Below are 25858 nucleotides of genomic sequence, written 5' to 3'. Positions count from 1 at the left end.
TAAGTGTTTTGCCCGGAATTGACAAAGAATTTAAGGGCAAATAGGTATCTTTATAATAGTCATCTTCCCCCAAAATACCCCTTATGAAAAAAGTACCCGCCATTTCTTTTGAATTCCGCCATCAGGCGTTGGATGTCGCGTATCTGCAAAGACTTTACCAGCATCAGCCTTCGTACGCTTTTGATATGTTTGAGGGGTTCCTTTCAGAGATCGGTGCCCGGATAGCGCAACTGGGCAATGCAATTGCAGAAAACAACCGGGAGCAGGTCAAATATTATGCGCACCAGCTGAGGGCTTTTACCGGTATTGTAGGGCTTACGGGCGTCCAGTCCACCTCGGAGCGACTGGAATGTTGCAGTATGGCTGGCAGTCCCGATACGATAGCACAGCTTTTCGGGGAAATCAGCACCGATATCCGGCAGGCGATGCAGCCGGTGCGGCTGGAGTTTGAAAGGCTCCAGGCTTTCCTGCAATCGCGGGAGCCTTAAATCCGGCGGATAACAAACGTACTGGTGTCTACATGGTTGCGGTGCAACAGCTTGTTCAACGTAATGACCGCCTCCCTGAAAGCCGGCTCGTTCATGCCTTGGTTCACTTTGCCCGTCATATACAGGTAAAAGGTGGGGCGCAGCCTTACCTGGGCAAGCATGAGGTCCATGCCGGGAATACTCCGGTCCATGGCATACAGCATATTGGTGGTGTCCTGTAGCGGTACCCGCCAGCTTATATCCAGCACAGGATAGCTTTCCTGGCGTGTTGTATCATTGGGCAGCACATTGGCCGGGCGTATCCGTTGTTTGGGATCATAGGCACGGAAAAAAAACTGCCGGGCGGAAGTACCGGGCCTCATCCTGCGGACTGCGGAATCCCCGCTGATAACATAGATGTCCAGTTGCACCGAGTCGGGGTTAGCGAGGATGGCATCAATATCTTTGTTGGCCCCGGTATACTGAAACAGCTCAATATTCAGCGGATTGTCTGTATTGATATAAGGGAACAATTTGATCGTTGCTGCGTGATCGTTAGTATAAAGGAAAGCGCCTCCTTCTTTCTCCATTCGTTGGGCCACCAGCTCTTCCACTTTTTGTTTACCCCTGTAGAAACGCTCTTCTGAAGCGGCTTTCATGCGTTTAAAATCCGGGTTCCGTGAACGGGTGACACAGGTGCCTACGCCCATTAGTATTACTATGACAATGGTAGCGCCTATGATGAGGCCGGCGTTGTTATTGCGGGAACGGTTGATTTGACTTAACTGTTCGGCCGGTGTTACATGGGTATTGGTATCATCGGCTTTGAACTGAGGCCTGACGTGTTGGGGCCCCTGTTTGTTCATTGCTGTTTCCAGTTGCTGCAGGAAGTCTTCAAAGAGCATCACCTCTTCCGGCGTGTTTTGTATCAGCGCGCGATTGCTGCGGACCATGCTCCAGGAAACACGCCTGTCTTTCAGCCGGAGCCTGATGGCGGGGCTCATGGCTCCCCAGGGCCGGGATATTTTACGGATATCGGTGAAATAGATGGTGCCATACAGGGCAGACTCAATACGGTCGGGAAACAACGTGAGGGCTTCTTTTCTCCATGTCCATCTCAGGGTAAGAAAGAGAACAGTAAACACGACGGCCAGCATGGCGGTGATGATAATGCCAATATTCAGGTCAAGCAGGAGGCCGGGTACTACAGTGCCGAAGAAGGCCAGCATGGTTGCTGCAAAACTCCAGATGCCTCGTTTTTGGTCAGCGATGTTAAACTGCCAGGCAGGGGGATTCTTCATGGGCCGAAGATACGGTTTTTTCCATGGAAGGACCTGTCACGCAAAGGCATATACTTTGCGTGACAGGTGGGAGGATCAGTGGGACTCCAGTATTTTCAATGCTTCCTGGTCGTTGTATTGAAGGATTAGTTTTTTCAGTGTGGCTTTGAGGCCGGCGGTAATTTTTTCCGTGCCTTTGTTGCCATAGATGTTATTCACCTGTTGCGGGTCTTTCTTCAGGTCATACAGTTCCCAGCTGTCGCCGGCCCCGTAGAAGCGTACCAGTGTATATTGTTCGGTGCGCACACCAAAGTGAGGATATACATGGTGCGGTTCGGGGAACTCGTAATAGTGATAATAAGCTGCTTTTCTCCATGCCGCTTTGTTGGGGTTTTGTTCCAGCAATGGCAGGAAGGAAGTTCCCTGTATGTCTGCCGGTACCGGTACGCCGGCCATCTGCAGGATGGTCGGTGCCCAGTCGATGTTCAGCATCAGCTGATTCACTGTGGTGCCTGGTTTTGTAACACCAGGATATTTGATGATAAATGGTGTGCGGAGGGATTCTTCATACATAAAACGTTTGTCGAACCAACCGTGTTCGCCCATGTAGAAGCCCTGATCAGATGCGTAGATAACGACGGTATTTTCTGCGAGGCCGTTTTTATCGAGGTAATCGAGCAGCTCGCCGATGTTGCGGTCGAGCGAGCGGGCGGTAGAGAGGTAGTCTTTCAGGTAACGCTGGTATTTCCATTCCACGAGTGCATCGCCGCTCAGTTTTTTCTCGTCGAATTCTTTGCTGACTTTTCCTTCATAGTATGCTTTGAACGCTTCTTTTTGTGCTGGCGTAAACCGGCCATAGATACCTTTTTCGTAGTTGACGTGTACTTTCAGGTCTTCTTTCAGGCGCATGGTCTTGTCGATGGTCATGTCCTGGTTCTGCGCGGCTATGCGATTTTTGTAGGTGTCGCGGAAAGTGGCCGGCAGCGGAAATGTTTTGTCATCATATGCGCCGAGGTCCTGGATATCGGGCAGCCATTCGCGGTGTGTGGCTTTTTCGCCTACTACCAGGAAGAAGGGTTTGGACGTGTCGCGATGATTGAGCCAGTCAACGGAGAATTGGGTAATCAGATTGGTCACATAACCTTCCACGCGGGCAGTATCCCGGGGCCCGATGAAATCCGGATTATAATATTGCCCCTGATTATTGAGGATACGCCAGAAGTCAAATCCTTCCGGCAGGTTGCCGAGGTGCCATTTGCCAATCCACGCTGTCTGGTAGCCGTTTTGTTGCAGCAGTTTCGGGAACAGTTGCTGACCGACGTTAAATTTCTTTTCATTCAGCGTATAGCCGTTGATGTGGCTGTACTTGCCTGTCAATAGGGTGGCCCTGCTGGGGCCGCAGATGGAGTTGGTCACCAGCGCGTTGCGGAACAGCACTCCCTGGCGGGCAATGCGGTCAATGTTGGGCGTCTGTGCCAGTTTGCTGCCATAAGCGCTGATAGCCTGGTAGGCGTGGTCATCTGAGAAGATAAAGATGATGTTTGGCTGCTTCTGTGGTTGCTGCTGGCTGAAGCCCGTCTGGCTAACAAGTGCCAGCAACAGCCAGGAGAGGCGTTTCATTGTTTTCATATCTGTTCTGCTTAAAAAGGAATGGTGGCAGATAAAGATATCTATTATTTGGGCTACCAGGTAATTAATTTGATATTATCAGGGTATATACGGTCCGCCTGTCTCTCCCCATCCCCATTTTGGCATGGGCTGTTCCTTGTCCATTTCCAGTTTGTCTTCCTGTGAATTGATCACTGCGATGCGGGTTCCCCATTCGAGGTAGCCTACAAAGGCGGAGCGGAATTCCGGATCTGCCGGCAGGCCCAGTTCATCAGCTGTTTCCAGCAGCAGCTCTACCCATCTTTTACGGTGTTGTTCGGTGAGATGTTTGCCCAGATGTTTGTGCACCATGTGATAATGGGAACCCTCGCTGTCACTGTATGTTTTGGGGCCGCCCAATACTTCCGCCATAAAATGGGCCACATGCTGCTGGTGCTCCGGGCTCATGTGTTTGAAAACGGGTTCCAGCAGCGGGTCTTTCAGCACTTTTTTGTAGAAAATGTCTGTCAGTTTTTCAAACACAGGCATACCACCGGCCCATTCATATAAGGTGGGAATTTTTTTATCGTTTGTCATCTTGTTAATTTAGTGAAAATTGCTTTCAAATGTATGCAAGCGGCGTATCAGGAGCAATAGCTTACCAAAAAGTAGGGAGACATGATCACACTCAACGATAAAACATATACCTGTCCGGTGGACGTTACCCTCGGCTTCATTGGCGGCAAATGGAAACTGCTGATATTGTCACACCTGCATTGGCAGGAGCAGAGCAGCTATGCTAAATTGCGGGAGAACCTGCCGGGGATATCAGAAAAAATGCTTAGCCAGCAACTGAAGGAACTGGAAAGGGATTTACTGGTGACGAAAAACATTGTATCGCACAAACCTTACCGTGTTCATTATACCTTGTCGGAAGAAGGCAGATCACTCGCACCACTATACGAATTTATGAGTGGGTGGGGGGTAGAGTACCTGAAGAAACAAGGGGTGGATTATATCCAGGACCAGCATTTGTATAAATAGGACATTTAACCTTCGATGATGCCTCTCACCAGGCCGCCCCACTGGGCTTTCGACAGGCCCAGGATGGCGCCTATGCTGATGAATAAATTCCTGATTTTGTCCAGCAATCCCCGGACTCCTGTATTGGGAATTTCATTTCTGCCATATACACTGGCTTTTACTGTCAGTCCGTTTTTCTCTACAATAAAGGAACTGGTAGCGTAGCGTTTAAAGAAATGCGCTGTTTCCCTGTCTGCACCGTGGGGCAACGGTAACGGACGTACGCGCATGCCGGTATAGGCATCGCCCTGGCTGCTGATCTGCTCTACCTGTACCCAGTCGAAACCCTGTCCGGTACGGTTGCCCGGTCCGGGGAGGTTAATACGGATATAATCTCCCTGATGGGCAAAACGGTCCACTGCTTCCCCGTTTGTATTCACGAGCTGGAAGCTGGCACCGAGGGGACCGGTGAGCAGCTGCCACTGGTTTACATCGAGCAATCTGCGCCGTGCCGCTTCATATAATGCAACGGACGCCCCATGGTTGGCCGTATGCCGGCTGTAGCTGGTGTTGGACTGCCCTCCCTGACGCTGCTCCGGAATGAGGCCGCTTGCTGCTAATGACGGATGCATAATTCTACAGATTGTTACACGGGAAATGCTTCAACAATTATGCCTCCGTATGTTGCTTTTAACCGTCTCAGCATGGGACAGGATAGTTGCCCGGGATATTTGCCCTAATTTACCTTTCGTATTACTGCATGATAAAATTCCACGTTATGCCAGAGATGCCATTAACCGTATCAACCAGTGGGCTGCGATAGCCATCATCCGAAATAATATACTGTGTCGTATAACCGTTGCTGTTACACGGGGCTGTAGCCCGTGCCGGAGCCGTTGTGCCTGAAATTATCCAATAGTCAAACACTTATTGTTCAACAAAAGATTTCACGTTATGTCTAAACGTTACGCACGTCTACGGCTATGGCATTGCCGTGGCTGGTTATGCGGCCTATTGCCGCTACTGTGCTGCCAGCTCCTGCTGGCCCAGCAGAAACAGATTACCGGCATCGTTTCAGATTCTGCTTCTGGCGCCCTCACCGGCGTAACAGTGCAGGTAGTGGGGAAATCCATCGGCACACAAACCGATGCCAAAGGCGCCTTTCATATCGCAGCATCACCTGGTGAAACACTGGCTTTCCGCTTTATCGGCTATGAAGAAAAGAGGGTAGTGGTGGGAGCACAGGCAGTGATCAACGTACTGCTGACGTCCAATACGGCCGGCCTGAGCGAGGTAGTGGTGATCGGCTATGGCGCCCGCCAGAAGAAAGACCTCACCGGCGCCGTGGCAACGCTGAGCAGTAAACAAATGCAGGACCTGCCCGTAGCTGGCGTAGACCAGAAACTGACCGGCCAGATACCCGGCGTACAGGTCAGCACTGTTTCCGGTACGCCCGGCGGCGGCGCTGCCATTAAAATCCGTGGCTCCGGCTCCTTCGGCGCCAGCAGCGATCCCCTCTTTGTCATAGACGGCTTCCCGATAGCTGCCAGCTTCGGCCAACAGGCAAGCCCGCTGGGCTTCATCAATCCGGATGATATTGACAACATCACGGTACTGAAAGATGCATCCTCTACGGCGATCTATGGCAGCCGCGGTTCCAATGGCGTAGCGATCGTCACCACCAAAAGAGGCCAAAAGGGTAAGCCGCTGGTGCAGGTAAACAGTTATTACGGCATACAGGAAGTGCCGCAGAAAGGGAGGCCGCAAATGCTGAATGCGCGCGAGTTTGCGCAGTTCAGAAAAGATATTATCGTTGATGATTTTGCTTCCCGCGGCCAGACAGCCACTGATGCGGACATTCCCGAGGAGTACCGGAACCCTGAACAATATGGCGAAGGCACCAGCTGGTACAATACAGTATTGCGCCAGGCGCCCCAGCATAATACAACTGTCAGCGTTAGTGGGGGTTCGGAAAATACCCGGTATTATTTTTCCTTTGGATATTTTAAACAGGACGGAGTGTTGCGTTATACAGGCTACGACCGGTATACGGTCAGGGCTAACATCGAAAGTAATATCGGACGTAAGGTAAAGATAGGGCTGAACCTCGCGCCAACTTACCATACGCAGGCCGTCAACGATTTTGAGAACGGATTTACTGATGTGCTCACCCGCAGCCTTTGGTTAAGCCCGCTGATACCGGTGACAGATAAAAACGGCGCACGCACGCCTTATATCAGTTCTCCGGGAATGTTCAGCGCGGCTAATCCGCTCAACTCCCTCGAATATGGCGCTACTAAAATAAAATCACTTACCGGCCTGGCCACCGCCTATGCGGAATATGAGATCATCCCCGGGCTGAAGGCAAAAGGCAGTTTTAATGTGAGTTACGGCAACGGCTCTACGTTCGTCTTTAATCCATCGTTCCTGGGAGGCGTGAACAATCCGCCACCCAGCATCCCCAACTCTTCCCAATCGAAGGCCAATGGCCTGAACTGGCTGGGTGAGATGTTGCTGACCTATGACCGTACTTTTCATAAGGACCACTCGCTGAACGTGGTATTGGGTTATACCGCCCAGAAATCCCGCGAAGATGTGCTCGTGATCAATGCCAGCAATTATCCGGACGACCTGATAAAGCCCATCGGGGCTGCGGCCACTATTCCGTCCTACTCTCAGGACGTGCAGGAGTGGGCTATCCTCTCATACCTGGGGCGGGTGAACTACGCTTACAAAGACAAATACCTGTTCACCGCTACGGTCCGTTCCGACGGCTCCTCCCGTTTCGGGTATAACACCCGCTACGGCACCTTTCCTTCCGCCGCCATCGCCTGGAGGGCCTCGGAAGAACCATTCCTGAGGCAGGTTTCCTGGCTCAGCGATCTGAAAGCGAGGCTGAGCTACGGCCTTTCCGGCAACTATAACATCGGCAACTATACGTACATGTCCAACGTAGTGACCAACAACTACGTGCTGGGCAATCAGATTGCCAGCGGCCGCGCCACTTCCTCGCTCAGTAACCCGGACCTTACCTGGGAGGAGTCTTCCCAGCTGGACGCAGGGGTAGACATAGGGCTCTTCCGTAATCGTATAAGCGTGACCGTGGATTATTACAAACGTCTCACCAAAGGCATGCTATATAATTCAGAGATACCCTTGTCTTCCGGTTACACCAATGTGATCATCAATGCCGGGAAGGTGGAGAATCACGGTCTGGAAGTGGGCGTGAGCAGTGAGAATATGAGCGGTGCTTTCACCTGGACCACCAACGCGAACATTGCCTTCAACCGGAACAAGGTGCTGGCGCTGAATGACCGTAATGACCCTATCTACAGCGGCAGGAGCGGTGAAGGTTCTTTTACCCATATCACCGAAGTGGGCAAGCCGGTAGGGCTGTTTTATGGTTATGTGGTAGAAGGGATTTATAAAGATCAGGACGATCTGAATAAATCGCCCAAACATGTTACTTCCGTCGTGGGTTCGATCAAATACAGGGACGTGGATGGCAACGGAGTGATAGAGCCGGTCAATGATTTTGCCATCATCGGTGATCCCAATCCCAAATTTGTATGGGGACTGACGAATAATTTTTCTTTTAAGGGCATTGATCTCGGGATTGTGCTGACAGGCGCACAAGGCGGACAGGTGCTGAAAACGGCCAATCAATACCTGCAGAACATTGACGGGATCTTTAATACAGACAGAAGTGTGTTGAACCGCTGGCGTTCTCCACAAAATCCGGGCGATGGTAAGACACCTACCACCAACGGCGCCCGCGTGATTTACCGCGATGTCAACTCCTCCTGGGTAGAAGACGGGTCGTTTATGCGCATACAGAATATCACGCTGGGATATAACCTGAACAAAGCCTGGCTGCAACGGACGCGGTTTATTTCACGGGCACGTATATACGCCAGCGTGCAGAACCTGCACACATTTACCCGTCATTCCGGCGCCAACCCGGAAGTGAGCCGTAAAACAGTGTCTGGCAACGCCACCAGCACTGCGCTGACGCCTGGAGAGGATTTTACCAATTATCCACTGGCAAGGACTTACACACTGGGCATTAACCTGTCTTTTTAAAAGAAAAAAATGTGTCTCATGAAAAGGGTTCGATATTTTTTAGTTATCAGCATATGTTTATGCAGCTGTGGTAAAAGCTTCCTGGACCTTAACCCGGAAACGTCCATCAACGGTGCTGCTTTCTATAAGTCAGAAGGAGAGATAGAACAGGCGGTCAACGGGGCTTATAATATTCTGCAGCCGTTAGGTACCGAGAGCTATTGGATTTTCGGAGAGATGCGTTCCGACAATACCGCGTTCCAGTACAATACCGCCGACAGGGGACATGAGCAGTGGGAGTTCGTGGATGAATTCCTGGTGGGCGCTACAGCCGAATGCATTACCAATTTCTGGAAAAACAGTTATGTCGGTATCTCCAGGGCCAACGACGTATTGGATAATATCCCCAACATCAAATCATTTTCATCCGGTAAGCAGGACCAATATACGGGGGAAGCAGAATTTCTGCGGGCTTTTCATTATTTTAACCTGGTGCGCCAGTTTGGTGGGGTCCCGCTGCGGGAACATTCCGTGGTAGCTCCCGGTGGTGCGCTGTCGAAAGGGCGGGCGTCGGTGGATGAGGTGTATGCACGTATTATCGCTGATCTGACCGATGCCGCTGCCAAACTGCCGGCTGCCTATACCGGTGCCGCCATTGGTCGGGCCACTTCCGGCGCCGCCTATACGTTGCTTGGCAAGGTGTACCTTACCCGCCACCAATACAGTGAGGCGCTGGCCGCCCTCAAAAAAGCGACCACGCTGGGTTATAGCCTGGTACCTAATTATGCGGATATTTTTGAACCGGGAAAAAAGAACGGGCCGGAATCGATTTTCGAAATACAATACCTGGGTGCGCAGACAGGCCTGTTCAGCACGTTTATGTACATCTTTGCGCCGTACACTTCCGGCAGTGCGGTCACCGGTGACAGTAAGACCAGCATCAACGGCAGTGGTTCCGGATGGAATATCCCTACAGCCGATATGATCAGCGCCTATGAGCCGGGCGACAAGCGAAAGGACGTGTCTATGGCGGAGGGCTACAAGGCGGCCAATGGGGCATTTGTGGCGATTCCCTACGTGAAAAAATACAACCACGGCTATACGGAGGTTGGACGTACCAACGATAACTTCCCGGTGCTCCGCTATGCCGATGTGCTGCTGATGATAGCAGAGTGTTTGAATGAACAGGCTTTTGTGCCCAATGGAGAAGCTTTTGACTTGTTGAACCAGGTGAGGCAGCGGGCCGGTTTACCAGGGAAGACGGCCGGAAACCCCGACCCGGCGCTGAATATCGCCAGCCAGGAAGACTTCCGGAAAGCGGTGTATCATGAAAGACAAGTGGAGCTGGCCTTTGAGAACCACCGTTGGTACGATCTGGTGCGTACCGGTAAAGCGGTGGAAACTATGAACGCTCACGGCCTGCGTGAGAAGCAACAGAAAAACTATATTCCAGGCAACGCCTATCAGGTGACCACGAACCGATTGCTGTTGCCCATTCCACAGACTGATATCAACTTAGATAACCTGACTCAAAACCCGCAATAGTATTCAAAATCCTTTATCATGATCAGACAGATTGTTCTTTTGTTATTGTTTATTACGGTGTCCTGTACCGCACAAACAGGCCAGCCAACGTTGAGCCGTTTGCGTTGTGAATACCGTGAAAACCCGCTCGGCATCGATGCCACCACGCCCCGGCTGAGCTGGGAGATCACCAGCAATAAACGCAACCTGATGCAACAGGCCTATCAGGTGATGGTGGCTTCTTCCCTGGCAAACCTGAAAGCTGATAAAGCAGACCTGTGGAATTCCGGTAAAATCAACTCAGACCAGTCGCTCGGCGTTGTCTACGCCGGTAAACCGCTGGGCAGCGGTGATGCCTGTTTCTGGAAAGTGAAAGTATGGACCAGCGACGGCAAAGAATCCGACTGGAGCATGCCGGCATCGTGGTCTATGGGCCTGCTGCGGCCATCTGACTGGCAGGCAGTGTGGATAGGCCTGGACAGCGCTTTCGCGGGCGACCGGCCCACGGATACCTTTACCCGTTTGTCGGCCAGGTACCTGCGAAAAGATTTCCGTCTCCCTAAAAAAATAAAAAAGGCAACGGCCTATATCAGCGGGGTGGGATTGTACGAACTGTACATCAATGGCAGCAAAACCGGTAAAGACGTATTGGCTCCCGGCCCTACAGAATATAACAAACGCACGTTTTACAATACCTATGATGTGACGTCGCAACTGCGGCAGGGAGACAATGCCATTGGCGCCATCCTCGGAAATGGACGTTATTTCTCCATGAGAGGCAATGGTTCAGGGTTGCCGCCGATTACCAACTTCGGTTACCCTAAAATGATCTGTCAGGTGAATGTGATTTATGAAGATGGCTCTACAGAAAAAATTGTTACCGACAACAGCTGGAAGGTGACCGCGGCCGGCCCGGTTGGCGCCAACAATGAATATGACGGCGAAGAATATGATGCCACCAGAGAAATGCCGGGATGGAGCAAGCCCGGCTTCCATGCCGCTTCCTGGTTGCCGGTACAACTGGTGTCCAAACCCGGTGAGCTGCTGGTAGCGCAGATGAACAATAATATTCGTGTAATGGACACCGTGAAGGCGCGGCAGGTGAAAGAGGTAAAGCCAGGCGTGTTTATCTATGATATGGGCCAGAATTTCGTGGGGTGGGTGCGGTTGAAAGTGAAAGGCCAGAGGGGTACACAGGTAACCCTGCGCTTTGCAGAAAGGCTGAAAGACGATGGCACTTTGTATATGGCCAACCTGCGCTCCGCAAAGGTAACGGACAAGTATACACTGAGTGGAAAAGGTATGGAAGACTGGGAACCACGTTTTACGTACCACGGTTTCCGTTATGTAGAGGTGACCGGTTATCCCGGAAAGCCCGACCTTGGGGCAGTTGAAGGAAGGGTTGTATATGACGATATGGCCACTACCGGTCATTTTGAAACGTCCAATGAAGTGATCAATCAGATTTATAAAAACGCTTACTGGGGAATACGGGGCAACTATCGTGGCATGCCTACCGATTGTCCGCAGCGCGATGAGCGCATGGGCTGGCTGGGAGACCGCGCCGTGGGCGCCAGGGGAGAAAGCTTTGTTTTCGACAACCACCTGTTGTACGCGAAATGGTTGCAGGACATTGAAGACGCTCAAACACCCGAAGGCAGTGTGCCTAACGTAGCACCGTCTTACTGGCGCCTGTATTCTGATAACATGACCTGGCCCGCTGCCTACCTGATCATTGCCAACCTGATGTATGAACAATATGGCGACGATCAGCCTATCCGCCGTCACTACGCTTCCATGAAAAAATGGATGGCTTACATGAAAGACAAGTATATGAAGGATGATATTATGACCAAAGACACTTACGGCGACTGGTGTATGCCGCCGGAGTCCCCTGAACTGATCCATTCCAAAGACCCTGCACGCAAGACAGCCGGTGATTTCCTGGGAACGTCTTTCTACTATCATCTGTTGACCCTGATGGAACGTTTTGCTACCATTACCGGCAATACCGGAGATGTGGCCACATTCAAAAGCCTGGAAGAAAAGGTGAAGACAGCTTTTAATAAGAAATTTTTGAACGAGGAAGGCGGTTATTATGCCAATAACACACCAACGGCCAACATCTTCTCGCTGGCATATCAACTGGCCCCGGAAAACCGGCAGAAGAAGGTGTTCCAGCACATTGTGGATAAAACGCTTAATGATTACAAAGGTCATATCAGCACCGGCCTGGTAGGTGCGGAGTGGTTGATGCGCACACTCACGAACTACGGCAGGGGAGATATCGCCTACCAACTGGCAACGAATACCACTTATCCCAGTTGGGGATACATGGCCAAAGAAGGCGCCACTACTATATGGGAACTATGGAACGGCAATACGGCCGATCCTGCCATGAACTCCGGTAATCATGTGATGCTGCTGGGCGACCTGGTGGTATGGTATTATCAGAATCTCGGCGCTATACAGCCCGACCCTGCGGTACCAGGATTTAAGCATATCATCATGAAACCATTGGTGACAGGGGATTTAAAAAAGGTAGATGCTTCCTATTATTCAGGATATGGTATGATACGCAGCCACTGGGAGAAAACAGGCCAGTCTTTTAAATGGCGTATAAGCGTTCCGGTTAATACGCAGGCCACCGTATATGTACCGTCCAAAGACGCCAAAAATGTGAAGGAAGGAGGAAAGCCGATGTCTGATAGCAAAGACGTGAAATTCTTAAGAATGGAAGATGGTTATGCGGTGTATGAAATTCCTTCGGGGAACTATGATATACAGGATGATTTGTAATACTCCTGATGCGAGGAGATAGGAGCGGTGAATATTGCCCCCATTGGCTTTTGCCAGTGGGGGCATTTTCTGTTATGGTCGATGTTATTGATTTGCTTGTTTTTGGGTTGTATCTCAGCGTCTGAACAATTACCCTGGCCGCAGGTGTCCAGTGGCCATTGCTCTGCGCTATGATCTCGTGGTCATGTGCGGAGATGTCCAGAAATTGTAGTGCGCCATGTTTATCCCTGAGCATTTCCAGTCGGGCCACAAGGGCTTCATATTCACTGGTCAGCACATTGCATTCTGCGTTGCCCTTCTATATTTTACATAGTTCAGGCTGCGCAGAAATTTTTTCTTATCAGGCCGTCGTGTAGCGGGAATGTCATTGATGGCGTAAGTTTCGCCGGTAAGCAACTGTTGCCCGATGACGGAAGAAAGAGGGCCGAAGGCGGAGAGGGATGCGGTAGGATGTAAGTCCGATATATAATGAATATAAGTATATAGGGGGTGAAATGAAATGTCCAAATTACAACATTATAAAAAGCACGTAAATTATATAACCATGGCGAATTAGGGGCTGTTCTATAATAGGGCTGCTAAATAAACGAAACGTCCCAAAAAGTTAATTTATGGTGTATTTGTGGCTAATTAGAGGCCTGACTGTTTGTAGTCTGGCAACCATCGTCTACGAACGCTGGAAAACCGTAACTGTCATTGTTTTACTTGATCTGTAACCAGAATTCAAAGGGGTTTTAAACCGTGTTTTAAGCATCCCATTTTTTAAATTACAATAAAGTAAAATTAAAGTTGGACTGTCGGTTGGACGGTCAGTTGGACGGTCAAAAACGCATTATTTTTATCGCTTTTTGGGATAGATAATTACCGACATGATGAAGTTGAAGCAGGTGTGCAATCACATGTCGGTATAACCTATGAACGCCCTGAAGATATGCTAAAGGCGAGGCCATGACTTAGGGACATTTCGTTTATTAAACTGGGACGTTTCGATTCACCGATTATAAAGTAAAACCGGTCATCTCATTTTTTTATTTTTTTGTAACCAATTGGTTACTTATATTTGTGACTGAACGGTTACAAATTAAAATTTTATGCGCAGAGATGTTTTTCAGGCGATAGCAGACCCTACGAGAAGGGAGATTATTCATCTGTTGGCCGACAGGTCATTGAGCCTGAATATGGTGGCTGACCATTTTGATATCAGCCGTCCCGCTATATCCAAGCATGTAAAGATACTGACGGAGTGCGGGCTTATTGTTATCCAGCAGCAGGGGAGGGAGCGTCATTGCAAAGCCAACCTGCATCAGCTGAAAGAGGTATCGGAATGGGTGGAAAATTACCGCCGGTTCTGGAACAAAAAACTGGACGCGCTGGAAGCTTTCCTGGAAGAGGACAGTAAGAAGAAAAAGAAAAAAAAATAAACCATCACTTATAAATCATGTGTTATGAAAAATCAACCGCTGGTCGTTGAACGGCTACTGAATGCGCCTGTCCGCAAAGTTTGGGAAGCATTGACCGTAAAAGAAAAAATGAAAGCATGGTACTTTGAGGTATCTGATTTTAAACCGGAAGTAGGGTTTGCGTTTAGTTTTGTGGGCGCAGACCAGGGTGTTGAATATGTCCACAATTGTGTAGTAACAGCTGTGGTACCTGACAGGAAGCTGTCCTACACCTGGACGTATCGGGATTATGAAGGAGAGTCCTTACTGACTTTTGAATTGCAGCCGGAAGGAGATAAGACAAGACTAACGTTGACGCATGAGGGACTGGAAACATTCCCGCAGCATCTGAAGTCCTTTACCCGGGAGAGCTTCACCGGTGGCTGGAATTACTTTATCAACAATGCTTTGCCGAAGTATCTTGATCCTGAATTTGTGCCAACACCGGAGAGTGAAACAAGGTGTTAAGAACGAAATTCCCTGCTTCGATCGGTTTTCGCACTGAAGGATTTACATTTGAAGGATGAAGCAAACAATTTTAGATAAGATAACAAAGCTGGGTGGCAACATTCAACGGGCGAATGGTGCCACCCTTCAGGATATAGCAGGGAATTACTTTTAGTCACCCGCTTTGGACTAAAGACTGGGAAGGTTTTGGACTTCCTGGAAAAATATATGACTAAAGATGAGTTTTTACAGGTGGCAAAAAAGCATATTGAGTCCGGCTTAACCTCCTCATAAACCGGTGCTGTCCGATATTCCGGCCCGGTAGCCCGGGACTTTAGTTCCGGGGCCTTCGCGATGCCCGGGATTTTATTATCTTGCCCCTTATGCGCCGATTTTCCTTTTCCAATATTATTTACACACTGCTGTTAGCAGGGCTGCTGGCGATACTGTTTATTCCCGGAGGGAAGGTATGGTTTATGCAGCAGCTGATGAAGGTGGGCTTGTTGCAGCCCTCAGTGCCTAAAACAAATGAAGACGCCTGGCCGGCGCCGGAGATGCTTTTCCGCGACGCTGCGGGCGCGCCGGTGGCGCTGTCTTCGCTGAAGGGGAAGGTGGTGTTTATTAATTTCTGGGCTACGTGGTGCCCGCCATGCAGGGCGGAGATGCCTTCTGTGGACCGGCTGTACCGCCAATGGAAAAATAACCCCGGTATCGTGTTCCTGATCGTGGACGCTGATAGTGAGCCTGACAAGGCCGCTGCGTTTATGAGGGACCATGGGTACCAATTACCCGTTGCTTTGTTGACCGCCAATGTGCCTCAAAATGTATACAACGGCACGCTGCCCACTACGCTCATTATAGATAAGGCGGGACGGATCGTGTTCCGGGAAACCGGCGCGGCAGACTATAGCAGTCACCGCATGGAAGAATATATTCAACAGTTACTGGCTGAAAAGCAATAGTTTTTTGTAAATTTTGGGTATGGTTACCGCTGAAACGGTATAGCTATCCTAAAATTGTTTACTTTTGAATAAATATTTCGTTTACAATATTTACTATGAAAACAGATTCATTAGCCAATAAAGTGTATGTAGAACTGCGTCGTAAGATCCTTTCCAATCAGCTGGTGCCGGGCATGCGCCTGAAAGAAGACGTGTGGGCCAAGAAGACGGAAGTGAGCCGCATGGCCGTGCGGGAGGCGTTGACAAGGCTGCTGGGCGAGAATCTGGTGGTATTCGGAGAGAAAGGCGGTTACTTTGTTAAGTCCATGACCGCTGAAGATATCCGGCAGATCCGGGAGCTACGCGAACTGCTGGAGCTGGGCGCCATCCGTGTGGCCATCCACAAGATCGGCAAGGCCGATATCACCGCACTGGAGAAAATCTGTGACGACTTTACCAGCATGGTGAAAAGCGGTTACATGGGCGGCGCCTGTGAAGCAGATATGAAGTTCCACGAAACCCTGATAGCTCTCGCCGGCAATGCCAAACTGATGGAGATATACCAGTCCAGCAATATCCCCCTGTTCCACATGAAGCTGGGCAAGATGCTGGTGCAAATGGACGATTATGAACAGACCGATGAAGAACACCGCGCTATCCTTCATGCGCTGAAAAATAAAGACCTCAAAAAGGCGGAAGACGCGCTGGTAAAGCATTTGCTGCGTGGAGAAGTAACCACCCTGGAAGTAGAATAACCCCTTCCTTTTTATTGGACGTCCCCGGATTTACCCCTTCCTACATTTTTTCTCAAATATTTTTTTGTTTACAAAATTTGAATATATTTGTAAACAGAGTGGCGAACAACTGACCGTTCCCGGCCGGTACTAAAGCTAACGTTATGTGAACTCGCGGGCAGTGCCAACGCATCGTGTAACCGTGCCCGTATTTATCAACCTGTAATGCCGACATGTGTTCTGTTATTTAGGACAGTGAACGGTTAATAAAATAAAACGCGAAAAACTCATCCTGCACTAAAATCTGTATCTGCGGATGACATGTCAACAGCAACCGGCGCATGGCTATCATACGCACGGGATTATCTAACCATTTTATCTAACCAGAATTATGAAAGGAACACACCTTTACCTATTTGCAACCCTGCTGTTACTCGCTGCAGGTCTTTGCAAGCCACAAAAGCTGATAGCACAGGAGGTCAGGGAGATTAAGGGGACGGTGCTGGACAGCGTTACCCAGGTCGCACTTCCGGGTGTTACGGTATTTATCAAAGGCACACAGACCGGCGCATCCACCAATGCGGAAGGACACTTTACCATCCGTGCTGCCAGTGGCGACGTGCTCTCCTTCTCCTACATTGGTTACGATAAAAAAGAAACTGCCATCGGCAACCGCAATAATATTTTTATTTCCCTGGCACAAAGTAAAACCACATTGAATGAGACAGTTGTCATCGGTTATGGTGCGGTAAAGAAAAGTTCTGTGACCGCCTCCGTGGCTAAAGTGGAAAACAAAATACTCGACCAGGTGCCTGCCGGTCGTCCGGAAGCTGCACTGGTAGGCCGTATGGCAGGGGTGAACATCTCCCAGTCACGCGGCCAGGCCGGATCTGCGCCCACCATCCGCATCCGCGGCATCGGTTCCATCAGCGCAGGCAATGACCCGCTGATAGTGATCGACGGTATCCCCGGCGGCAATCTCGGTATGATCAATATGAACGATGTACAGTCGGTGGAAGTGCTGAAAGACGCATCGTCCGCAGCGATCTACGGTTCACGTGCAGCCGGTGGCGTTATCCTCGTCACCATGAAAAAAGGCGTGGCCGGTAAACCGAAATTTAACTTCAACGGCTATGCAGGCCTGGGCAAAGCGATCGTACACAACGACTGGATCACCGGCGATGAATACTACAACTATGCAGTCAAATACCAGAACCGGGAATATGCCTGGGTAGGCGGTGACGTTAGCCTGCCGGTATGGGGCGATGCCAGAAGGCCCGCTGCCTACCAGGTAAGCGACGTGCTCAAAACCGGTCATACTGTATGGCAGGACGCTGTTATGCGCACGGCACCCATTCAGAGCTATAATATTTCCGCCAGCGGCGGCACAGATAAGGCCACCTACTACGTGGCTGCTACCTACAAAGACGAACAAGGCGCTATGGTCAACACCTGGTTTAAAACCTATGGCCTCAGGGCCAATGTGGACGTGCAGGCCAGCAAAGTGGTGAGCGTTGGCTTCATGCTCAACCCTACCTATTCCAAACGCCGTTATAACCCATCCGAGATACCTAACTATTCCAAATATCCTTCTTTTGTAGATGTGCAGCGCCCTAACGGTACCTACCCTACGGCGCGCGAATACTGGGGCGCTGTGGTGACCGGGCAGGTCAACCCGATGGCCACGCTGCAGGGCTCTGAATACTACGGCAGCAGCATCAGCAATATCGGTGAAGCCTATCTGAAACTGAACCTCGCCAAAGGACTGAGCTTCCGCTCTTCTGTAGGTACCACCATGGATTTCAGTAACCGCGACGAGTTCCAGGCCTCCTGGGCTACCAGCGCCGCCAAAAACTCAGGCACGGACATCACCAGCACCAATATCAATGTGCTCAATGAAAACGTACTGAGCTACAACACCACGTTTAAAGGCGGCCACGATCTCTCTGCCATCGCAGGCGCGTCCTACCAGCGTAACGACAGTAAGTCGGTGAACCTCTACGCGGTGGCCGGCAGTTATAATAACGATATTATACACACGATGGGCAACGCCACACTGGCGCCCAACAGCAATACGCTCAAAAGCAAATGGGGGCTTATTTCCTACTTCACGCGTGTGAACTATGGTTATAAAGATAAATACCTGCTGTCAGCCTCCATCCGTACAGATGCCAGCTCCCGTTTCGGCCCGGATAACCGTTGGGGTTATTTCCCCTCCGTGTCTGCCGCCTGGCGCGTGAAACAGGAAAGCTTCCTGAAAGACTTCAAACCTGTCAGCGACCTGAAAGTGAGGGCCAGCTGGGGCGTGACGGGCAACTTCAACATCGGCGACTTCCAATACCTCGGCCTGATGGGCAATACCTTCTATTCGCCCGGTAACGTGGTGACCAAAGGCCAGGCAGCCGTTAGCTACGGCAACAGCCAACTGGGCTGGGAAAAAACCAAAGGCATCGACCTGGGCGCTGAACTGTCTGTGCTGGATAACCGCATCAGCATCGGGTTTGATTACTACGACAAACGGACCACCGACCTGCTGTACAGCATGCCGGTGCCGGCCACGACAGGCTTCGGTACTACCATGACCAACATCGGAGAGATACGTAACCGCGGGATAGAATTTGAAGTGAACACCCGTAATATCGTCGGTAAATTCAACTGGCAGACATCTTTCAACTATTCCCGCAACCGCAACACTGTGGAGGACCTGGGTGGTGTCAACAACGTGATCATTGCTGATCCTTCTTCCAATATGAACTGGATACTCCGTGTGGGCGAACCGATGTTCTCCTACTATGGTTATAAAATCAACGGTATTTACAAAGATGCCGCTGATGTGGCGGCCAATCCGGGTATCGCGGGCTCCCGCCCCGGTAACCCAAAGTTTGAAGATACCGATGGCAATAAAAAGATTGATGCCAACGACAAACAGATACTGGGCAATTTCCAGCCCAAAGCCATCCTGGGAATGGTGAACAATTTCTCCTACAATAATTTTGACCTGAGCATTGCCATGCAGGCATCGCTCGGCGCTAAAATGTACAACTACGAAAATCAGTTCTACCAGGGCGCCCTGCTGGGCGCGATGCGCCGCTCCCTGGTGGAAAACCAGTGGTGGTCGCCCACTGACCCGGGCAACGGTAAAGTGCCGGCCAGCGCACTCAACACATTGGGATTCCAGACTATGTCTGACGCTTATATAGAAGACGCCTCCTTCCTCGCCATTCGTAACGTAAACCTCGGCTATACCCTGCCTGAAACACTGGTCCGCAAACTACGGGTGACCAACTTCCGGGTATACCTCTCTGCCAGCAACCTGTTCATCTTCACCAAAAAAGAATTCCATGGATATAACCCTGAAGGATACACGAAAGGAGAGGTGAACGGTGTTGCCAGCATGCCGGGCGCTAACTACGGGGCAGAACCAATCAGCCGCATTTACGCGCTGGGATTCAATTTTAACTTCTAACCGACAAAAGCGTATTCCATGAGAAAAAACAAACTTTATATACCAGTCCTGCTACTGGCGCTTGCCGGCAGCAGCTGTACCAACAGCCTGCTGAATATGACGCCCGATTCTTCCCTGACCACCAACAATTTTTATAAGACGTCCAATGATATGGACCAGGCAGTCATCGGTATCTACAGCGGTATGCAGGACCGTAAACCGAAGGACTATCTGCTGATGGAGATGCCCGGAGACAACCTGTATATGGGCACCGCCATGCCTGGCGTGAATGACCTGGATTATCTGACCGTTAACCCGGAAAACACTGCAGTGGCGGATTTCTGGGAGAAAAGTTTTTATGGTATCGGTCGTGCCAATGCCGTACTGGAAAATATAGACCGCCCTGTGGACTATGCCTCCGGCAAAAAGGAGCAGTTCACCGGCGAAGCCAGATTCATGCGTGCGCTCTTTTATTTTGACCTGGTGAGATTGTTTGGCGGTGTGCCGATGGTGACCAAAACACCCGGCATCAGCGAAGCGAAGAATATGCCGCGCGAATCGGCCGACAAGATATATGAGCTGATCATCTCCGACCTGAAAGCAGCCATTGACCTGTTGCCCGCACCCGGCGCCGCTGTCAGGGGACGTGCCAGCAAAGGCGCAGCCACCGGCCTACTTGGTAAGGTATATGTATACCGGAAAGACTGGGCCAATGCTAAGATTTACCTGGAAAAAGCCATCCGTGATTTTGGCTACCAGTTGGAGCCCGGCTTTGCTACATTGTGGAGCCTCGCTTCGGAAGACAACAAAGAGATCATCTTCACCATCAAATATACCGATGGTTCCAACGGCCACTCGCTGGGCATTGATTTTGCCCCTATCGGCGGCATTGCCGGTGTAGTAGGCTCCGGCAACCAGTACGCCTTCCCTTCCTGGAGCCTGAACAAAAAATATATCACCGGCGACAGCCGGAAAGCATCCACTATTTCGGATTACGTGGTGAAGGCCACCTCCCCGAATGATCCGCCGGCATGGGGCCCGTACGTAAAAAAGTACGCCACCAAATTCACCGGGGCCACTTCCGGTCAGGACCTGCCGGTGCTGCGATTGGCAGATGTTATCCTGCTGTACGCTGAAACCCTTTACAACAGCGGCGATAAAGGCAGTGCGCTGACACAGCTGAATACCATCAGGGAAAGGGCTTTCGGCGATGCGACCCATGATTACACTGCTGCCGATATTGCCACTCCCGATAGTTTCCTGGATATCCTGTTGCTCGAAAGACAACTGGAACTGGCCTACGAAAATGAACGCTGGCCTGACCTGGTGCGTACCGGCCGTTTCCTGACCGTCATGACCAGCGAAGAAAGAGACTATAATCCGGCTACCGGCGCGGCCACCAAAGTGGTGCTGTCGCCCAAAGCCACCATGGCGGTATTCCCGGTGCCACAACGCCAGATCGATCAGTACGCTCCTGGTGTGCTGAAACAAAATGAAGGATATTAATATCATCAACAACCAATCATAGTTCAACTGTACGGGATGTTATACCAACAAAGAATCGTAAGACGGATAATACTCATCAGCATGGTGATGCTCTGTGGTATAATGTCCCGTGCCCAGCATGTGACCGACGTGCGCGCTCATGGTGCCCTGGCGGATGGTAAAACAGACGACAGCAGAGCTTTTCAACGAGCAATTGTACAGGCCCAAAAGAACGGTACCCGAAAAATATTCGTTCCGAAAGGGCACTATCTGATCGCGCGGCCCATTAAACTGCCCTCTTACTTTACGCTGGAAGCCAGCCCGGACGCTTACATCGAGCTGAAGCCTTCCTGTAATCAGTACCTGCTGCAGAACGAAGACCTGGTTAACGGTAACGCACATATTAAAGTGACCGGCGGCAAATGGAACGGCAACGGCTGGACACAGACACGTACCATGCGCAGCACGGTAGACAGCTCCGATTTTTGTTTCGGTATGCTGTTCTATAAAGTGCGCCGGCTGGAAGTAGGAAATTTGCAAATAGACAGTACCCGCAGCTGGGGTATCGCCTATATGGAATGTGATACCGTGCATATACACGACATACGGTTTCAGCAAAATCCGTTCAGGGATACGCGGCAGAACAGCGCGTTGATGCAGAACGGCGACGGTGTCACCGGTGGCGGCAATCATGTGCTCATTGAAAACATCTCCGGTTTCACCAACGACGACCTGGTGGCCTTTGCGGCCGGCGGCGCGTCTTTCCAGGGGAAGATGTCGCCTTTCCCCGCAGTGGATTATCACGATGTGACTGTCAGGAACATCAACCCCGAAAATATTTACGATTCCATTCCTGCGCTAAAGGCAGTTGCTTTTTACACGTTTGAGAACAGGAAAGTAAGCAACATCATGATTGAGAAAGTACATGGTAATACGGCCATGGCGTCAGTGCTGTTTTACAGCCTTTTCGGCAAGACCGGTTATTTCTCCGGTGTAACGATCAGGGACGTGTCGGGCGCTAATGTGTACGGACGTTCCACACAACCGCAATTGCCCGTGGTATACGGCATTATCAGCGTAAAACAATCGGTGATGGACCGGCTGGACATCAGCCAGGTTAGCCGGGAGGAAGACCGCTACGCCAATCCCCAGTTTTTGTTTGACGAAAATACAGTTATCGATTCTCTCAATATCAACCAGGTAGACATCCGGCACCGGCATATACAGGGCAACCTGCTGTTACAGTCGGCCGGTGCGGTCATTAAAAACAGCCGTATCAACGGGGTGTCCATCCAGAACAGGGAATAGGTGAGATTTTACATAAAATTTTAACAGCATCGCTATTATGAACGCATGGCCCAAATCATCCTCGCTTTTAAAGAGCAATGAACAATGGATACCCGGAGGTGTGGTATCACTCAACCGTAAGTCGGACCCCAATATTTGTTTTGTCAGCGGACAAGGCAGCCGGGTCACTGACCTGGAAGGCAACGAATACATCGATTATCAGGCCGGCTTTGCCGCCTCGTTCCTGGGACATAACGACCCCGATGTCAACGGGGCGGTACGTGCCGCACTGGACAATGCCACGCTCCTGATGGGCGCGGGGCCCACCAACCTGGAAGGTGAGTTTGCACAGCTTTTCTGTGACAGCGTGCCTTCCGCTGAAAGCATCGAAATCACCACCACCGGTTCTGAAGCGACCTATCACGCTATTCGTATAGCCCGTGCCGTTACTGGAAAAAATCACATCATTGTGATGCAGGGCGGTTACAACGGCTGGCACAATGATGTGGCCTGCAACGTGATCAGCAGCCTGGCTGATGTGGGAGAGCGGGTGAGCCCCGGTGAATATCCGTTCGATTCCCTGTCGGCCGGTATCCCGGAAGGACATGCTGAACTGGTACATGTGATCAACTATAACGACCTCGCTTCTGTGGAGTATGTCCTGCAACGTTATCCTGTGGCGGGCATCCTGCTGGAGCCTATCTTGCAGAACATCGGCGTGGTGAAACCACAGCCCGGCTACCTGGAAGGATTGCGCCGGCTGGCAGATGAACATGGTTTCCTGCTGATATTCGATGAAGTGAAAACAGGTTTCCGCCATGCGCTGGGGGGGTATCAGCAGCTGTGCGGCGTTACGCCGGACCTGAGCACCTTCGGCAAAGCCGTGGCCAACGGTTATCCTGTAGGGGTGATCGCCGGAAAGAAAAAATACATGGATTATTTTATCCATCCCGATAAAAGCAAAAAGGTACTGATAGCGGGCACTTTTAATGCACATCCACTGACAACGGCAGCTGCCATTGCCACCGTGCGGAAGCTCGCCTCTCCCGGGTTTAAAGTGTATGATCATGTGAATGCGCTGGGGCAGATGCTGGAAGACGGTTTAAAGGATATTTTCAGCACCTCCGGCCGGCCTTTTCAGGTCGCCCGCCAAGGTTCCGCTTTTTGTGTGTATTTTATGGACCATCTTCCGGTGGATTATCATGACATATTGAAACACCATGATTTTGCGTTTGATAAAACATACCGTCTGAAGCTGATTGAAAAAGGAATCTTTAACTTCCCGTTACCGATCAAACAGGGCAGTATCTCTTACGCACATACGACCAAAGACATCGAAGAAACATTAGAGAAAACCAAATCAATATTGTCAGCGCTATGAAGATAACGGCCATAGAAACACAGGTTTGCCACGCGCGGATGCGTAACTGGATTTTCATCAAAATCATTACAGACCAGCCTGGCCTGTGGGGATGGGGCGAAGCCACACTGGAATGGCATACCAGGGCGGTTGTAGGTGCTGTGGAAGATATCAGCCAGTTGCTGATAGGAGAAGATCCGCGCCGCATAGAATACCTGTGGCAGATGATGTACCGCCAGCATTTCTGGCATGGCAACGGTATCGTTCGCGGCACGGCCATCAGCGGTATTGATATCGCACTTTGGGACATCCTCGGCAAAATACATGGTGTGCCCTGTCATGAACTGTGGGGCGGCCGTGTAAGGGATTATATCCGTCTGTACTGCCATCTGGGCGGTGGCAAGATGGAGGACTTTTACGAAACCCGTCCGGATGATGCCGCCCGCTTCGGTGAACTGGCATCGCGCGCGGTGGAAGATGGTTTTACCGCCTTTAAGTCGATGGCGGTACCGGAAACCATGCCACTGGAAGGACTGAAGCCCGTTCGTTATGCAGAAGCCTGTGTGCGCGCCATGCGGGATGCCGTTGGCGAAGACATTGACATTATGGTCGACTGTCACGCCCGTCCCAGCCCGCTGATGGGGCTACAGTTCGCGAAAGCGCTGGAGCCGTATGGTTTGTATTTCTTTGAAGAGCCGTGTTGGCCGGAAACGATGGAAGACATTGCGAGGATACAGCACGCGGTGAAAACGCCGATTGCCAGTGGTGAAAGACTGGTAGGCGTGCATGCTTTCCGGGACATGCTGGAGAAGCGTGCTGTCAGCGTAATCCAGCCGGACATTACCCATTGCGGCGGATTAAGCGAAGTACGGCGAATAGCGGCCCTGGCAGAAGCGTACCGTGTAGCGGTAGCGCCGCATAATCCGCAGGGGCCGGTGAGCACTGCGGCATCTATTGAACTGGGCTTTGCCACTCCTTCCTATGCTATCTGTGAGAGCGTACACAACGATGTGCCGTGGCGTGAGGAAGTGGTGAGTGAAGGATTTACTGTAGAGAAAAAAGGACGGACCGTAAAACCGAATCACCGTCCGGGTTTGGGCATAGAGATCAACGAAGATGCTGTGAAAAAACATCCTTTCCAACAGGAGGTGTTACAGCGGACGTTTTATAAAGATGGCAGTGTAGGTGACTGGTAAAACAGCAGTTATGGAAAAACTATTGGAGAAAAAAACAGTCCTGATCAGTGGCGCCCTTGGCGACATTGGCAGGGCTGTAGCCCTTGCGTTTGCAGCGCAGGGTGCCAGCGTGGCGCTGGGCGATATACAACCCGAAGCAGCAGCTGGACCATTAATGAAGGAGCTAACGTCAATGGGCACACGTTGTCACTATGCAGCGGTGGACGTATCTGATGCCGTGGCGGTGGACCGCTGGCTGCAGGCTGCGGAAGCGGCATTGGGACCGGTGAGTATGGTGGTCGCCAATGCTGCCACTGTCACGATATCGGGACTTTACCAGATCACGGCGGAGCAGTGGAGCAAAGAGCTGCGGGTGAACCTGGACGGTGCTTTTCATGTAGCGCGTACAGTGACGGCCCGTATGATGGAACAACGTATAACCGGCAGCGTGGTATTCGTAGGCAGTTGGGCGGCGGAAGTGGCCCATAGTCATATCCCTGCCTATTCCGTCTCCAAGGCCGGTCTGCGCATGTTGTCCAAATGTATGGCGCTGGAACTGGCGCCGCACGGCATTATGGTCAACGAGATCGCGCCGGGGTATGTAGATGCGGGGCTTAGCCGTGTCGTGTGGGAACAGGCGCCTGAGCAGAAAGAGCAGGCGCGTCTCAAGACACCGGTACGGCAACTCATCACACCGCAGGAGGTGGCCCGGGAAGTGGTGCGCCTATGCGATCCGGAAAACAGGCATATCACCGGCAGCGTACTGCTGATGGATGGTGGCCTGTCACTCTTGTAACAAACCC

19 protein-coding genes are annotated in these 25858 nt (G+C 51.0%); 15 read left to right on the top strand and 4 right to left on the bottom strand.

What is annotated here, in order from left to right; all coding sequences use genetic code 11:
* Nucleotides 1-83 precede the first annotated feature (83 nt).
* Nucleotides 84-488 carry an Hpt domain-containing protein gene (locus tag HGH92_RS00705; RefSeq protein ID WP_168868857.1) on the top strand — a complete coding sequence of 135 codons (405 nt, stop codon included), beginning with the start codon at nucleotides 84-86 and terminating at the stop codon, nucleotides 486-488.
* On the opposite strand, the gene HGH92_RS00700 is transcribed toward HGH92_RS00705, so the two are convergent.
* From HGH92_RS00700 to HGH92_RS00690, 3 genes are all read right to left on the bottom strand, one after another.
* Nucleotides 485-1768, bottom strand: coding sequence for a hypothetical protein (locus HGH92_RS00700; protein WP_168868856.1), 1284 nt, complete (start codon nucleotides 1766-1768; stop codon nucleotides 485-487). The two genes, HGH92_RS00705 and HGH92_RS00700, sit on opposite strands and share 4 nt — an antisense overlap.
* A 75-nt stretch (nucleotides 1769-1843) precedes the next feature.
* Complete coding sequence (locus tag HGH92_RS00695) at nucleotides 1844-3376, bottom strand: sulfatase (protein ID WP_168868855.1); 1533 nt, start codon at nucleotides 3374-3376, stop codon at nucleotides 1844-1846.
* A gap of 78 nt (nucleotides 3377-3454) precedes the next feature.
* Nucleotides 3455-3931: a group II truncated hemoglobin gene (locus HGH92_RS00690; protein WP_168868854.1), complete on the bottom strand. Its 477-nt coding sequence runs from the start codon at nucleotides 3929-3931 to the stop codon at nucleotides 3455-3457.
* Nucleotides 3932-4012: 81 nt separating this feature from the next.
* Between HGH92_RS00690 and HGH92_RS00685 the strand changes: the two genes are divergently transcribed.
* Nucleotides 4013-4378 carry a winged helix-turn-helix transcriptional regulator gene (locus tag HGH92_RS00685; RefSeq protein ID WP_168868853.1) on the top strand — a complete coding sequence of 122 codons (366 nt, stop codon included), beginning with the start codon at nucleotides 4013-4015 and terminating at the stop codon, nucleotides 4376-4378.
* A gap of 5 nt (nucleotides 4379-4383) precedes the next feature.
* Here HGH92_RS00685 and HGH92_RS00680 read toward each other — a convergent pair whose 3' ends face one another.
* Nucleotides 4384-4989, bottom strand: a complete 606-nt coding sequence (locus HGH92_RS00680) for a hypothetical protein (protein ID WP_168868852.1) — start codon at nucleotides 4987-4989, stop codon at nucleotides 4384-4386.
* Nucleotides 4990-5311: 322 nt separating this feature from the next.
* Here HGH92_RS00680 and HGH92_RS00675 point away from each other — a divergent pair, with 322 nt between their 5' ends.
* The 13 genes from HGH92_RS00675 to HGH92_RS00615 all read left to right on the top strand — a co-directional run bounded on the left by HGH92_RS00675 (nucleotide 5312) and on the right by HGH92_RS00615 (nucleotide 25851).
* Entirely contained in the window at nucleotides 5312-8440 is a 3129-nt protein-coding gene (locus HGH92_RS00675) for a SusC/RagA family TonB-linked outer membrane protein (protein ID WP_168868851.1), read from the top strand.
* Nucleotides 8441-8458: 18 nt separating this feature from the next.
* The gene (locus HGH92_RS00670) at nucleotides 8459-9964 is read left to right on the top strand and encodes a RagB/SusD family nutrient uptake outer membrane protein (RefSeq protein ID WP_168868850.1); all 1506 of its coding nucleotides are present in this window, start codon (nucleotides 8459-8461) and stop codon (nucleotides 9962-9964) included.
* Between the two features lie 18 nt (nucleotides 9965-9982).
* A complete protein-coding gene (locus HGH92_RS00665) occupies nucleotides 9983-12742 on the top strand; it encodes an alpha-L-rhamnosidase (protein WP_211092501.1) in 2760 nt (919 codons plus the stop codon).
* A 1091-nt stretch (nucleotides 12743-13833) separates the two neighbouring features.
* Complete coding sequence (locus HGH92_RS00660) at nucleotides 13834-14163, top strand: ArsR/SmtB family transcription factor (protein ID WP_168868849.1); 330 nt, start codon at nucleotides 13834-13836, stop codon at nucleotides 14161-14163.
* 24 nt (nucleotides 14164-14187) lie between these two features.
* Nucleotides 14188-14649, top strand: a complete 462-nt coding sequence (locus HGH92_RS00655) for an SRPBCC domain-containing protein (protein ID WP_168868848.1) — start codon at nucleotides 14188-14190, stop codon at nucleotides 14647-14649.
* Nucleotides 14650-15011: 362 nt separating this feature from the next.
* Complete coding sequence (locus tag HGH92_RS00650) at nucleotides 15012-15590, top strand: TlpA family protein disulfide reductase (RefSeq protein WP_168868847.1); 579 nt, start codon at nucleotides 15012-15014, stop codon at nucleotides 15588-15590.
* A 95-nt stretch (nucleotides 15591-15685) separates the two neighbouring features.
* Nucleotides 15686-16324: a GntR family transcriptional regulator gene (locus tag HGH92_RS00645; RefSeq protein ID WP_168868846.1), complete on the top strand. Its 639-nt coding sequence runs from the start codon at nucleotides 15686-15688 to the stop codon at nucleotides 16322-16324.
* Between the two features lie 370 nt (nucleotides 16325-16694).
* Nucleotides 16695-19769: a SusC/RagA family TonB-linked outer membrane protein gene (locus HGH92_RS00640; RefSeq protein ID WP_168868845.1), complete on the top strand. Its 3075-nt coding sequence runs from the start codon at nucleotides 16695-16697 to the stop codon at nucleotides 19767-19769.
* A gap of 18 nt (nucleotides 19770-19787) precedes the next feature.
* Nucleotides 19788-21254 (top strand): RagB/SusD family nutrient uptake outer membrane protein, encoded by a 1467-nt coding sequence (locus tag HGH92_RS00635; protein ID WP_168868844.1) that lies wholly within the window; start codon nucleotides 19788-19790, stop codon nucleotides 21252-21254.
* A 36-nt stretch (nucleotides 21255-21290) separates the two neighbouring features.
* Nucleotides 21291-22541 (top strand): glycosyl hydrolase family 28-related protein, encoded by a 1251-nt coding sequence (locus HGH92_RS00630; RefSeq protein ID WP_168868843.1) that lies wholly within the window; start codon nucleotides 21291-21293, stop codon nucleotides 22539-22541.
* 37 nt (nucleotides 22542-22578) lie between these two features.
* Nucleotides 22579-23901 carry an aspartate aminotransferase family protein gene (locus HGH92_RS00625; protein ID WP_168868842.1) on the top strand — a complete coding sequence of 441 codons (1323 nt, stop codon included), beginning with the start codon at nucleotides 22579-22581 and terminating at the stop codon, nucleotides 23899-23901.
* Nucleotides 23898-25076 (top strand): galactonate dehydratase, encoded by a 1179-nt coding sequence (gene dgoD, locus HGH92_RS00620; protein WP_168868841.1) that lies wholly within the window; start codon nucleotides 23898-23900, stop codon nucleotides 25074-25076. The genes HGH92_RS00625 and dgoD overlap by 4 nt, the downstream gene beginning before the upstream one ends.
* A gap of 10 nt (nucleotides 25077-25086) precedes the next feature.
* Nucleotides 25087-25851: an SDR family NAD(P)-dependent oxidoreductase gene (locus HGH92_RS00615; RefSeq protein ID WP_168868840.1), complete on the top strand. Its 765-nt coding sequence runs from the start codon at nucleotides 25087-25089 to the stop codon at nucleotides 25849-25851.
* The last annotated feature ends 7 nt before the right edge of the window (nucleotides 25852-25858 follow it).

Source organism: Chitinophaga varians (assembly GCF_012641275.1).
Lineage (GTDB): Bacteria > Bacteroidota > Bacteroidia > Chitinophagales > Chitinophagaceae > Chitinophaga > Chitinophaga varians_A.
This window is presented reverse-complemented; position numbering and strand designations above follow the sequence as displayed.